Annotated in this window: 11 protein-coding genes and 1 pseudogene; 8 read left to right on the plus strand and 4 right to left on the minus strand. The window is 59.6% G+C overall.

Annotated features, from left to right (window positions below; translation table 11 throughout):
• Positions 1–79 precede the first annotated feature (79 nt).
• On the minus strand, positions 80–472 hold the full coding sequence (locus tag HAP41_RS13760) for a response regulator transcription factor (protein WP_166101029.1): 393 nt from the start codon (positions 470–472) through the stop codon (positions 80–82).
• A 210-nt stretch (positions 473–682) separates the two neighbouring features.
• On the opposite strand from HAP41_RS13760, the gene HAP41_RS13765 reads away from it, so the two are divergent.
• The 6 genes from HAP41_RS13765 (at position 683) to HAP41_RS13790 (ending at position 6,515) form a co-directional block, all read left to right on the plus strand.
• A complete protein-coding gene (locus HAP41_RS13765; protein ID WP_166101026.1) occupies positions 683–1,318 on the plus strand; it encodes a response regulator transcription factor in 636 nt (211 codons plus the stop codon).
• 263 nt (positions 1,319–1,581) lie between these two features.
• Positions 1,582–1,956, plus strand: coding sequence for a winged helix-turn-helix domain-containing protein (locus HAP41_RS13770; RefSeq protein WP_166101017.1), 375 nt, complete (start codon positions 1,582–1,584; stop codon positions 1,954–1,956).
• A gap of 13 nt (positions 1,957–1,969) precedes the next feature.
• Complete coding sequence (locus HAP41_RS13775) at positions 1,970–2,941, plus strand: LysR family transcriptional regulator (RefSeq protein WP_166101014.1); 972 nt, start codon at positions 1,970–1,972, stop codon at positions 2,939–2,941.
• A 512-nt stretch (positions 2,942–3,453) separates the two neighbouring features.
• Positions 3,454–3,855 carry an SPW repeat domain-containing protein gene (locus HAP41_RS13780; RefSeq protein ID WP_166101011.1) on the plus strand — a complete coding sequence of 134 codons (402 nt, stop codon included), beginning with the start codon at positions 3,454–3,456 and terminating at the stop codon, positions 3,853–3,855.
• Positions 3,856–4,025: 170 nt separating this feature from the next.
• Entirely contained in the window at positions 4,026–4,781 is a 756-nt protein-coding gene (locus HAP41_RS13785) for a hypothetical protein (RefSeq protein ID WP_206706224.1), read from the plus strand.
• Between the two features lie 510 nt (positions 4,782–5,291).
• Positions 5,292–6,515 (plus strand): GMC family oxidoreductase, encoded by a 1,224-nt coding sequence (locus HAP41_RS13790; RefSeq protein ID WP_224580858.1) that lies wholly within the window; start codon positions 5,292–5,294, stop codon positions 6,513–6,515.
• On the opposite strand, the pseudogene HAP41_RS13795 reads toward HAP41_RS13790, so the two are convergent.
• Positions 6,484–7,319: pseudogene (locus HAP41_RS13795) on the minus strand (IS5 family transposase). The gene HAP41_RS13790 and the pseudogene HAP41_RS13795 overlap by 32 nt on opposite strands.
• 129 nt (positions 7,320–7,448) lie before the next feature.
• Here HAP41_RS13795 and HAP41_RS13800 point away from each other — a divergent pair.
• Together HAP41_RS13800 and HAP41_RS13805 are read left to right on the plus strand one after the other, a co-directional pair.
• Positions 7,449–7,847, plus strand: coding sequence for a GMC oxidoreductase (locus tag HAP41_RS13800; protein WP_248577201.1), 399 nt, complete (start codon positions 7,449–7,451; stop codon positions 7,845–7,847).
• A 335-nt stretch (positions 7,848–8,182) separates the two neighbouring features.
• The gene (locus HAP41_RS13805; RefSeq protein ID WP_166101006.1) at positions 8,183–9,340 is read left to right on the plus strand and encodes an adenylate/guanylate cyclase domain-containing protein; all 1,158 of its coding nucleotides are present in this window, start codon (positions 8,183–8,185) and stop codon (positions 9,338–9,340) included.
• 49 nt (positions 9,341–9,389) lie between these two features.
• Here HAP41_RS13805 and HAP41_RS13810 read toward each other — a convergent pair whose 3' ends face one another.
• Both HAP41_RS13810 and HAP41_RS13815 read right to left on the minus strand, forming a co-directional pair.
• Positions 9,390–10,406: a helix-turn-helix transcriptional regulator gene (locus HAP41_RS13810; RefSeq protein ID WP_166101000.1), complete on the minus strand. Its 1,017-nt coding sequence runs from the start codon at positions 10,404–10,406 to the stop codon at positions 9,390–9,392.
• A gap of 236 nt (positions 10,407–10,642) precedes the next feature.
• Entirely contained in the window at positions 10,643–12,856 is a 2,214-nt protein-coding gene (locus tag HAP41_RS13815; RefSeq protein WP_166100995.1) for a xanthine dehydrogenase family protein molybdopterin-binding subunit, read from the minus strand.
• Position 12,857 lies beyond the last annotated feature (1 nt).

The following is a 12,857-nucleotide window of genomic DNA, read 5'->3' on the forward strand; positions in this document are numbered from 1 at the left end:
CATAGGGGCAAGTTGTCGGAGGAAGCGAACGAAACCTCGCGGCGCCACATTTCAGTTCACCTTGCCCGTGGACAACGGTTCATGAATTGTCTTCAATCGGTGTACCCGACTGCAGGGCCGAACGCAGGCATCGTTCAAGATGGTCGTCGTCCACCGGCTTGCTGAGGTAGCAAACAATCCCATCCTTTAGAGCCCGATCCCTGACGACCTCATCGGGATAGGCGGTAACGAGGATCGTCGGGATCGCGTACCCCGCATCGGCCAAATGCCTGTGCAGCTCGATTCCGGTCATTCCCGGCATGTGAACGTCGGCTATCAAGCAGGTGGTTTCCGGCAAAAAGCGTGACGCCAGGAAATCGGCTGCTGACGGAAACGCCTCGACAGTGTAGCCCATTAACACTACGAGCTTTCGCACTGACTCACGATAGAGCTGATCATCGTCGACGATGGATATCAGTGTTCGGTTCAACATTGCCGGTTCCAGGCACCTTCTGGGGGCATACCTCGCGCCTGCATGCAATTTCTAGTGTCCGGAAACGTCCCCGATAATGCAATGACCACGTCCGTAAGCGATGGGCTTAGGCGTCCGGCTATCCGCTTAGGCAAAAGATACCTGTTCACCTCGACCGATTGTGCGTAGAATGACGTGGGAATAGAGGAAAATGCGTTCAGGATGCCGAGAATGGGTGAGGCTAATCCCAGTGTCTTGGTTATCGATGACGATCCCGAGTTTCGCGATTCGGTCGTGCGGCTGTTGCGGACAGTCGGCTTGCAAGCCCGACAATTTTCATCTGTTCCCGATTATCTCAAGGCCGATCCCCCGGAGGGGCCCACTTGTCTGGTCCTCGACGTGAGGATGCCGGGGCGAAGCGGTCTTGAGCTTCAGCGCGACCTTGTGGCTGCAAACAGGCAAGTGCCAATCATCTTCATCACAGCCCATGCTGACGTGCCGATGACCGTGCAGGCTATGAAGGGCGGCGCGATAGAATTTCTCACAAAACCGTTCCGTGATCAGGATCTTCTTGACGCTATAGAGGCCGGCCTCGCTCGCGACCGCGCCCGTCGGGAGAGTGATAGTGCAGTAGCTGCGCTCAGGGAGCGTTTCGACACGCTCAGCTCCCGCGAGCGTGAGATCATGCTCCATGTCGTGGCGGGTCGCCTGAACAAACAGATTGCCAACGATATCGGCATCGCCGAGTCCACGGTGAAGGTGCATCGGACCCACCTGATGCGGAAGATGAAGGCGCGTTCGCTTCCTGAGCTCAGCCGGATGGGGGACATCCTCAATGTGAAGCTTCAGCAGCCGCAGACCTCCTGAACCGGAAAGGGCCTTCCGCGCGAGGGCACCGCCGTTTGTCGCATTTGCGGCCCCGCGGATCTGCTCCCTTAAGTGTTCATCCGGCAAGCCGATTCAGATCGCAGGTCCGCGTGCTCGGTCCTAAGCGATCGCTTAGCATAGACAACCACAAGCGAACCTTACCCGACCCTGTGCGCAATCGACTGCGGTGATCCAAGCCGTCACATTGCACCTCACGAGAGTTCTCGACGGAAAGCCGCTCTTCCCAGGCACGCGAGGTCACAATGCGCGCATCTATCGGACGCTTTGCGCTTCCCGAACCGGGTGACGTAATTCACGCCGCTCAACGTTCGGATACGGACAAAGCAGTCTTTTCTCCGCCAACCAAAGTGTCATTCGGACCGTTTCGCCTGCTTCCGACGCAACTTCTTTTGCTGGAAGGCGAGAAACCCGTGCCACTCGGAAGTCGTGCCCTGGAGATCCTGACTGCTTTGCTTGAGCCCCGCGGCGAAATGTTCAGCGAGCAGGACTCAATGGCTCGAGTTTGGCCCAATGTCTTTGTCGAGTCTGCCAAGCTCAAGGTCCATATGTCCGCGCAGGGTGACGGCCGCGACGGGCGTTGGCTCATCGTCAACATCCCCGAACTCGCGGCATCTTGACGGAGAACAATCCATGGAGCTTCATCAAGTTCGCTACTTCCTCGCCGTCGCGTCCACGCTCAACTTCACGCGGGCAGCCGAGCAGTGCAATGTCACGCAGCCCGCCCTGACCAAGGGAGTGCAGAAGCTCGAGCAGGAACTCGGCGGCCAGTTGATCTACCGCGAGCGGCAGCTGACCCAACTCACCGATCTTGGAAAAGAAGTCCTTCCGATGCTGGAGCGCACACTGGCCTCGGCAGAGACGGTGCGTCGCAGAGCCCAGGAGTTCCAACGCAAGGAGGTCGCGCCACTGAAGATCGGCCTCGCCCCGTCCATCTCGGCGTCGCTCGTCCTCGATCCGATCGCGGAGATCGCAAAGCTCGTCCCGGGACTTCACGTCGAGCTGCGAGAGGGCGCGGCGGAGAAGCTCGTCGATCTCTTGCTTGAGGGCGAGATCAACGTCGCAATGGTCGGGGACGTGCAGGATGTGCCCGCCCGCATCGACGACTGGTCGCTGTTCGAGGAGCGCTACGTCGCGGTCCTCGCGCCGACACACCGGCTCGCAAATCGTCCCTCGATCGGTATCGACGACCTGCGTGAGACCGTCTTGCTGGAGCGCGCCGACTGCGACGTCGCCCCGAAGATCTGGCAATCGTATTTCCCCGGGAATCCGCCCCAGCTCGGCCACTGCAGCGGTCACGACTTGCACCTGCAGCACATGGCCGCCGCTGGCTTCGGCGTGATACTCGCGCCCGAGCACATGCCGCGCCTTCCGACGCTCAAGACCATACCGCTCGAAGGTGACCCGGTTTTGCGGGAGGTGCGGCTACTGGCCGTGCAAGGGCGTCGCTACTCGCCGGCGCTAGATGCCTTCGTCAAAGTCGCGCGGCTTCGCGACTGGTCGGTCGTCGCTCGGACGGTGGTAAATCGTGGAGCGTGTCCAGCATCCGAGGAGATGCATGCGGCGCATGAGTTCACAGCGGCTATTTCAAAAGTCAGCGCATAAAGTGAACAATGCTGTCGCTCTCGCGCGACCTCGGGACCGCTATAGAGAATACCTGGAATATGTCGGGCGTTCAATGAAACGGGGCTCGTGATCGAGGAGGTCGCTCGACAGCCGCAACACCGAAGGTCGAAAGCTACCTGTCGGCACAACGCAGGGCGACTGTCGCGAACCTGTGTGGAGTGACCAGGAACGAAGTGGATGACGATGGTACGGCCCGAGCGATCTTCCCAAGCCGTCCCTGACCTCCACAGCCGGAAACTGAAGCACCGCCCTCGAACTCGCGGTCGACGCGCGACACTAAACCGCTTCCATGGCGCCGGGCGAGTGGCATGGAAACGATAACGACCGGGCATTTCTAATGGTTGGCGTGCTGGCGTACCCTTACTGCTCATCTAATGGGCTGGCCCGTGACGGAGTGCTTGCCGGCACAGTATCGCGTAATCGCCCTCTTGGGTGGATGCGCTTTCCACGTCGCAAGGACCAGCTCGAGTAACCAAGTAGAGGAGTCTCCGATGTCGTTTCGCTTCATCACCAAATCCATCCACGCCTACCTGATCGACTATCCTGTCGCGATCGTCTTGATCGCAGCGCCGTTCGTGCTGAAGCTCGGCCAAAGCGGACCTGTCGCAATCGAGCTTTCGGTTGTCGTCGGTGTGGCCGCGCTGCTCTTGGCGGCCCTGACTAACCATCCCACCGGGCTCGTCCGCATCATTCCCTACTGGCTGCACCTTTGGGTCGATCGCGCTGTCGGGGTGGTCTTTGTCATCGCACCGTTTGCCTTCAAATTCGCTGGGCTCGACGCCTGGTACTACTGGGTGCTCGCTGCGGCTGTCCTGCTCACGACGTCAGTCTTGAATGCGCCTGAGGAGCCAGTCGCGACGCGTCCGGAATTGGGTAGACGCGCAGCTGGCTGAAAGCTGCGATGGCGTCGTCGAGATGTCGCCGATGTTCGCCTGCAGCCGTCCGTCACGAACCCGCGCGCTTGGGGCTGGGGCCGGGATCATTCTTGATAGCGCCAATGGTGGAGGGCTAATACGGCGCAAGCCCTCGCCGGATCGGGCGGCTGATATTCAAGAGGTCTAAGATGAACGCGTTTGCTCAGCCGCGGGACCGAGGTGCAGTGGTCGGGTCAGGCTTCGACTATTCGGCGCTGGCTCCCGCGGCGGCGGCCATTTGCTACCCTTTTCTACTCCGCGCCTTTCATGTCGTCGTCGGCACGCAGGCCGCAATGCCTTCGCCTCTCGCAATTGTCGCCGCGACTTTGATCCTGGCCGTGGCGTTTGGCGTGCCGTTTCTCGCGCTCGCACTGGCTTGCCGTTCCGATGCCGATCCAGGGGCGCGGCGGCTCGCCTATGCCGGCGTAGCGACCCCAACGCTCTTCGTTTTTCTTGGCGTCGTTCAGGCCTTGATTCATGACCCCGTCCCCGACGAACTCGTGTGGGCCGTACTTTGGCTCGCAATCGCGATCTGGTCACAGACCGCCGGTAATCCGGTCGCTGCGACGCGGCCGACCGTGGGGCGCTGGCGCATTGTCCACGGAACGACGGCGGCGGTCTTGTTTCTATATGTGGCCTTCCATCTAGCCAATCACTTGTTTGGGCTGATCGGCCCCGATGCGCATGCGGCCGTCATGAAAGTCGGCCGCGTTGTCTACCGCTCTGACGTGGGCGAACCGCTGTTGGTCGCGGCCATGCTTTTCCAGATCGGCACCGGCCTGTTTCTGGCATGGCGCTGGAGTGCCGCCCCACAGGGCTTCCATCGGACATTTGGTTGGCTCGGGGGCCTACCTCTCGCTGTACATCCTCGGGCACATGAACTCGGTTTTCATCTACGCTCGTAGCTTTCTCGGTATACCGACCGATTGGAACTTCGCGATCGGAGCCCCGACCGGGCTCATTCATGACGCATGGAGTATCCGGCTGTTGCCTCATTACGCGCTCGGCGTCTTCTTTGTCCTAAGCCATCTTACGTCGGGATTGCGAGTGGTGCTGCTCGCGCATGGCGTCAATCGACGCGCCGCAACTCGTCTTTGGGGCGCGGGCGTGGCAATAAGCGCCGCTATCTCGGCCGCTATCATCGCCGGTATGTGCGGGGTTCGGATCAGCTAGGCGCGTCTCGCGAGACACTGCGGCGCAGCTTTACTAGGTCGCCAGTGCCGGTGAGGCCAAGGTCGCTAGGGTGACCTCGGGGAGCGACAATAACGATCGTCTATCGACTCTATGGCGAGAGGTGATTTCCCTCGCCGGCGTTGCAAGGTCACTCTCCAAAAGCATGGTCCGATCAATCTCATGATCAGGAGCCGCGATAGCGTTGCGTCAGTGACGGGCGCTAGTTGAACGATACAAATGCTATGAAAGAAAAAGCGACACTGATGTCCCAGGAAGCCTACGATATCGTCATTGTTGGCGCGGGCGCGGCCGGCTGCGTGGTCGCGAGTTATCTCGCCGAACACACCGATGCGTCGATCGCGCTGATCGAAGCGGGCGACATGGATCGCGATCCGTTCATCCACATTCCGGCCGGCTTCGCCAAACTGCTGGCCCACGACCGGCATGTCTGGAAATACGAGACGGTTCCCCAGCACGGCACAAAGCGCGCATATCGCTCAGGCAAAGTACTCGGCGGCGGATCCTCGATCAATGCGATGTGCTACGTCCGTGGTCAGATACGCGACTTCGCGGCGTGGCAGGACGCGGTCGGCGACACCGGCAAATGGTCATATCAAGACCTGCTTCCCGTCTTCATGGCGCAGGAAGACAACGACACCTTCCACGACGAATATCACGGCATAGATGGTGGACTGGCGGTCCAGTTACCCAAGGGCATCAATAGGCTGAACCAATATTGCCTCAAGGCATTCCAGGAATATGGGGTTCCCTACAATTCCGACTATAACGGCAAGAGCCAAATTGGCGTCTCGCCGGTGCAGTCGACAGTCGGAGATCAGCGCCGCTGCAGCGCGGTCGATGCTTATCTGCGTCCGCACCTTACCTCGGGCCGCGTGACCCTTCTCACCGGCAAGACCGTCGTTCGCATCCTCGTCGAGAACAAGCGCGCTGTCGGCGTTGAATTCATGGACAAGAGCCTGGAGAGGATCACGGCCAACCAAGTTGTGCTGTCGGCTGGCACGGTCCATAGCCCGACGATCCTCATGCACTCTGGTATCGGTCCAGCCGAGCAGCTGCGCCAACACAGTATCGCGGTGATCGTCAACTCTCCGGAGGTGGGCGAAAATCTCCAGGATCACCCGATGGTACCGGTCCGTGTCTATGTAAAGGGTGATCTCGGCTATCAGGCTGCCGCGCAGGGCCTCGGCAGCGTGAAGGCGGGCCTGCGCTATCTCGTCACGAAGGACGGCCCGGCGTCGGGTAATGGCATCGAGACGGTGACACACTGGAATCCATCTGATTTTGCCGCCGAGCCTACGATCCAATGCTATCACGCTCCGATCGTCTTGAACGAGCAACTCGGCCCGGCGGGCGACCACTCGGGCATCACTTTCGAACTCGTGGTGCTTCAGCCTAAGAGTCTGTCCGGAAAGATTACCTTGGATTGCATAGCTTTCGCAGCATGAGTCGGATGGAGGCCAGCTTGAGAAAGGCGAGCGCCCTGTGATTGAAGCATTCCCAATCTTTGGACAGTCTTCGGCATCGCCCGAGCCAGGCAAAGGTACGCTCGACGATCCAGCGTTTGGGCAAGACGACGAAACGGTGAGCCTGATCGGAGCGTTTGACGATTTCGAGGTTCACGCGCTTCAGAGCGCTACGCAGCCCCTTCTGGAAATGTGGCCCTTGATATCCGCCGTCGGCGTAGAGCTTCAGAAGAAAGGGATAGAGGCCGAACAACGTTGCCATCAGGAGCACGCCGCCGTCGCGATCCTGGATGTCCGCCGCATGCACGATGGCGTGCATCAAGAGGCCTTGCGTGTCGACGAGAATGTGCCGCTTCTTGCCCTTGATCTTCTTGCCCGCGTCGTAGCCATGGAGATCATGAGGCCCCCTTTTTCAGCGCTTTTCACGCTCTGGCTATCGATGATGGCGGCGGTGGGAGAAGCCTCGCGCTCGGCCCTTTCGCGACATTCGACATAGAGGGCGTGATGAATTTTATCGAGCGTGCCGTTCCAGCTCCACAGATCGAAGTAGCCATACAGCGTCGAGCGCGGCGGCAGGTCCTTGGGGATCGCGCGCCACTGGCAACCTGTGCTCAGGATGTACATCAGCCCGTTGGCAATCTCGCGCAGGTCCACCGTACGCTTGTTGCCGCCGCGCTTGGCCGGCGGGATGCGAGGCGCGATCAGCGCCCACTCCTCGTCGGTCAAGTCGCTCGGATAGCGCAGGCGGCTGCGGTCGTAGCGTGCACGGTTCTCGGTAGTCCACATTGGCGGCGCGTCCCCATCGAATCAGGCCGCTCACCTTGAATCACAACCGATTCATTCGACTCAACATGTTTTGGAACAGACACTAAGAGCCGCGGCTGGGTGCGGTTGGCCGACAGTGACCCGACGTCAATGCCCCTCATCAACCCGAATTTCGTTGGCGAAGAGGAAGACCTGAGGGCCGCGGTGGAATCAGTGCGCGCGATCCGCAAGGTCATCGCCCAGGAGTCGTTGGCGCCGGTGATCGAGGAAGAGATGGATCCCGGCCTGCACATCCAGTCGGATGCGGAGATCCGCGAATGGGTGAAGCGCGTCGTGACGACAATGTGGCACCCGGTCGGCACCTGTCGGATGGGCCAGGATGCACGAGCGGTGGTTGACGCGAGGCTCAGGGTCCGCGGCGTCGACGGCCTCCGGGTAATCGATGCCTCGATCATGCCGAACATAACCAGCGGCAATACCAACGCTCCGACCCAGGCGCTTTCGCGCCACGCTGCGACGATGCTGGTCGAGGATCTGAAACGCACCTAAGGAGTTCTGGCGCGGGCAGGCGAGGCCGGCCTCCCGCCCACGCCGGCCGGGAAGCCGCGCGGGAGCTGTATATACTCTTGTCAAAAAGGTAGGCGGGCGGGGTGTTTGATCGTGACCTACTGCCGCTCGTTGAAAGGTTTCCAAGAAGTTCTTGTCTCAGGGGCATCGCCGGCGAACAGGACTGCACTAGCTGAAGGAGGGATCACAATGGGTATACGCGAGTAAGCGCCGTGAGAGACCGTCGGGTTACGTCTTGCCCGATTTGGCCCCGGGACCGACCGAAGAGGCGATGCATCGACAGACTACCGGCACCAACACCGGGCCATGAGCGTCCAATGCACATAGAAAGGTTCAGATACCTGGCTCTTGCAGTCGTACTCGCGATCGGCATCTTTCTGGTCGATACCTTGTCATCACTGCAGTTCGCGGTCGCCTCGCTGTATGTTGTCGTCGTGTTGGTAGCTGCCCAGGATCTCGATCGCGGAGGCGCTGTCGTCGTCGGCTTAGTCTGCGCACTGCTTACCATCCTCAGCTATGTTCTGACGCACGGCTTCGTCCCCAACGGGATCGCAGCGTTGCGATCCAGTGTTAGCCTGATCGCGCTCTTGGTCACGACAATGCTTGTGCTCCATAGACTTTCCGCCAACCAGCGCGTCAAGAAAGCAGAGCGCGAACGTATGAACCTGGCGCGCTTCTTCCCGCCAAGCATCGCCGAACAGCTCATCAAGGCGCGGACCCCTCTTTCGTTTACGCGTTGTCAGCGTGCAGCAGTCCTGTTTGTCGACATCGTCGGGTTCACTGACTTCTCATCCAACAGGCCTCCGGATGTAGTCGTCCAGACGCTGCGACACCACTTGCGTATGTTCAGTGACGTGGTGTTCTCCCATCAGGGTTCGATCGACAAGTTCCTGGGTGATGGGTTGATGGCCTTTTTCGGCCCGCCGTTGACCAGCCTGCGCGACGCCACCAACGCTGCGGAGTGTGCGATCGAGCTCATCAAATCCGTCGATTCTTGGAACCGACGCATTGAGGCAAGAGACCAGTCGCTCCGTATTGCCGTCGGTATCCATTACGGCGAAGTCATCTATGGAGACGTTGGCAATGAAAAGAAATTGGAACTCACCCTGATCGGTGACACCGTGAATGTCGCTAGTCGGGTTGAAGCCCATTGCCGGGTATTGGAGGCTTCGGTGCTCGTCACCGGCGAATTCATGGATGCATTGTCTGCGGAAGGGAGCGCGGAACTCGCCACTGCGTTTCGCGACGAAGGCGCACACATGTTGCGTGGCCGAAGAGATCCGGTCCGTCTTTTCAGTATTCGCAGGCTGTCGTGCGAGCAAGCCAACTGCGCTTGGCGGTCGCCTCGCCAGCGAAACTCATTGAATCACGGTGGGAATCGGCAAAACCAGGCCGACCTGTCCGGCTGCAGAGCCTTTAGATGTCGTGGGGGGACCGGTGGACCTTGCTTATCGTACAGGAAGCGCGATGCTTAGGGTGTCCATCGTAGAGCGCATAAGCCTACGAGCGGATCGCACCCCGTTCTCAAATATCCTTCCGTGCTTCGCCCTCCTTGGCGATCCGCCGATGGTCGCTCGGATCTCGATTGTACGCCTTTCGAAAAGCCCGCACAAAACTCGAACGGCTCTCGTACCCCGCATTAAGAGCCACTGCGTCGATCGACATCGTCGTTGTTGTCAAATCGATCGCGGCCTGGCGCATTCTTAGGTGTCGCAAGACAGCCATCGGGGATTGTCCAAAAATGTCCGAGAAGCGCGCCATGAACGCCGAACGACTCAATCCTGCACTGTGTGCCAAGCTTTGAACCGAATGAGCGGCTCCCGGCCGCGCCACCATATCTGCAAAAGCACGGGTGACCTGCCTGTCGGCAAGTATCGAGAACCGTTCAGTCCACCGTCGGGATGACTTGAGCGACCGTCGTACCAACGAGACAACGATCTGCCTGAGCAGAGAAGCTGTCATGGCTCCAACGCCGACCTCTTGCTGTAACAACTCGTTCATTGCTTCGCGAAGCTTGAGATCAATCCTGTCCGCCGGCTCGAATTGCTCGATGACCGGTTCGCGGAGTTCTCCGAACAGCCTCACAGACTGGCCAAAGGATGCGTTAAAAAAGCCGCATATCTGGACGATCTCTGGTTGCTCTTTCGGCACTGCGACGCGAAGGATGCCTTCTTGACGAGTCCAGCAGTCTCTCGAAATGAGCTTCGGAGGGCGATTTCCACCGTCAACCTCGATCGTGAGCGGAGTGTTTGGCGGCACGATGATGAGTAAATGAGGGCTCAACGGTATCGTCGGCCCGCCATCAATTGATAGACGTCCCATGCCACTTAAGTTGTAGTGGATCCCGGGTACGTCAATCGTCCCAAATTCGACTCGATGGCCTCGCGGCACCAAAATCTCGGTCATGGCGATGACATCTATGTCGAGCGCCTGCATTAAATTGTTGAGGTCTGTTGTAGACAATTTGACAGTGGCGCCCGCAGGCGGTGAAACGTTCTGCCCGACGAGAGCCTGTTTTGGAATCGATTTCGAATTATGCATGACTGTGGTGGCTCCTGCCAACGGCTACCAGCACCGATAGTGCTCCGAAATCTGTTCTCCGAGGATCGGCGGGGGCGTCGCCATGCCGTTCGTACCACTGAACCTCGCCTCTCGCCATTAGGCGAAATTTGGACTTGCGGAGAACGCGAATGTTCCAATAGCCATTATGTTCCGGGACTTTAGTTCCCGACCGTCATCCTGTGCGCGCTACAACGCGTGCGGGATGACGGGAAGGATTAAGACGACGACTTCAACGAATTCGTATCGATCGGCAGGCTGCGCACACGCTTGCCTGTTGCGGCGAAGATCGCATTGGTCACTGCAGCACTGACAATGGCCGTCGGAGCTTCACCAACGCCACCCGGAGCCTCCGCGTTCTTAATCAAGTGTGTCTCCACCGCCGGTACCTCGTCGATACGCATCGGCAGATAGCTGTCAAAATTGCTCTGCTCGACCCGACCATCCTTGAAGGTGATTGACCCATGGAGCGCGGCGGTGAGACCGAAAAGCGTTCCACCCTGAACCTGTGCTTCGATTGTATCTGGATTAACGTACATTCCGCAGTCAATCGCACAGACGATCCGCTTGACTTTGACGGAGCCATCGGCCGCTACTTCGACCTCGGCGACCTGCGACGTGTAACTTCCGTATGCGAATTGTACTGAAATTCCGCGGCCATGCCGCACGGGAAGGGGTGATGCCCACCCCGCCTTTTCCGCCGCAAGCGATAAAACAGCGAGTGCTCGCGGATTGTGGCCAAGCAATCCCTTGCGGTAGGTGACGGGATCCTGCTTCGCGGCGTGAGCGAGCTCATCTATGAAGCTTTCGACCACAAAAACATTGTGAGTCGGTCCGACGCCGCGCCACCAAGACGTCCGGACACCAGGGGGCTCGACCCGGACAAAGTCGACGTGGATATTGGGCAGAGCATAGGGCGGCTCGGCCGCCGCTTCGACGGCATCGGGGTCCAATCCGTCCTTGACGTAAGGGGGATAATAGCGAGCCATGACTGAGGAGCCGGCGATCCGATGCGTCCATGCAACCGGCTTGCCGGCCGCGTCAAGTCCGGCCGACAGCCTATCGAGATAGTACGGCCGATACATATCGTGCTGGATATCTTCCTCGCGGCTCCAGACCACCTTCACCGGGCCATCGACGTGCTTGGCGATCTTGACGGCCAGCACCGTGCCATCGGCCTCCAGCCTTCGGCCGAAGCCACCGCCAATCAGATGATTGTAAATTTTGATTGCGTCCTTTGGCAGGCCGGTGAGTGCGGCCACCAGAGACTGCGTGATCGTAGGCGCCTGCGTCCCGACCCAGATATCGCAGCGATCCTTCCGCAGGTGGACTGTGCAGTTCATCGGCTCCATCGCCGCATGGGCTAGGAAAGGCACCTGATAGATCGCGTCAACTCGTTGCGCCGCGACAGCAAGGGCCTCCTCTGCATCACCATCGTTACGGGCAACCGCCCCTGGTTTCTTGGACTCCTCCTCCAACTGCTTGACGATATCGGCGTTGCTGACCTTGCCGTTGGGCCCATCGTCCCACGTGATGGCGGCGGCCTCGAGCCCCTTCTTCGCCGCACCCATGTGATCCGCCACCACGGCAACGGCTTCATCGATGTTGACCACCTGCCGGACGCCCTTCACCGCCAGCGCGGCTTTCTCGTCCACCTTTTTCGCTTTGCCACCGAGCACGGGCGAAATAGCAACCGCTGCAACCTTCATACCCGGCAGTCGCGTATCGATGCCGTAGAGCGCGCGCCCATCGACCTTTATCGATGAATCCACGCGCTTGGCACGCGTACCGATCAAGGTGAAATCCTTCGGATCCTTCAATTTGACGTTTGCCGCCGGCGGCACGGGCAATTTCGCCGCGGCCGTCGCAAGTTCGCCGTAGCTTAGATGCTTTGCGCCTGACGCATCGAAGACGATGCCGTCCTTGGCGCGGCAAGTCGCCGGATCGACATTCCAGCGCTTTGCGGCTGCCCCGATCAGCAGACTGCGACCTACTGCGCCTGCCTGACGCAGCGGTGTCCAGAACGCTCGGACAGAGGCGGAACCACCTGTATTTTGAATGCCTATGATCGAGTTGACGTAAAGCGCGTGATTTGGCGGCGCATGCTGAACCTGAATTTGGTCAAGCGTCACCTCCAGTTCTTCAGCGAGAAGCATCGAGAGCGACGTGTAGACCCCCTGTCCCATCTCGACCATCGGCATGACCAGCGTCACGGCGCCCGTTGGATTGATCCGTATAAATCCATTCGGCGCGAAAGTACCCGTGACCTCGTTTTCGACCACCTGCACCTGCGAAGTGGACGCCGCGAAGACGGAGCTCGTGCTGGCGCCGGTCAGCGAAAAGCCGAGCAGCAAACCTGTGCCCTGAAGGAAGGCGCGCCGTGACACGCCTGTTTCTTCGGCGACCTGCTCCCTCAAAATTGGTCCATTCATG

Source organism: Bradyrhizobium barranii subsp. apii, assembly GCF_011516635.5.
GTDB classification, from domain to species: Bacteria; Pseudomonadota; Alphaproteobacteria; order Rhizobiales; family Xanthobacteraceae; genus Bradyrhizobium; species Bradyrhizobium barranii.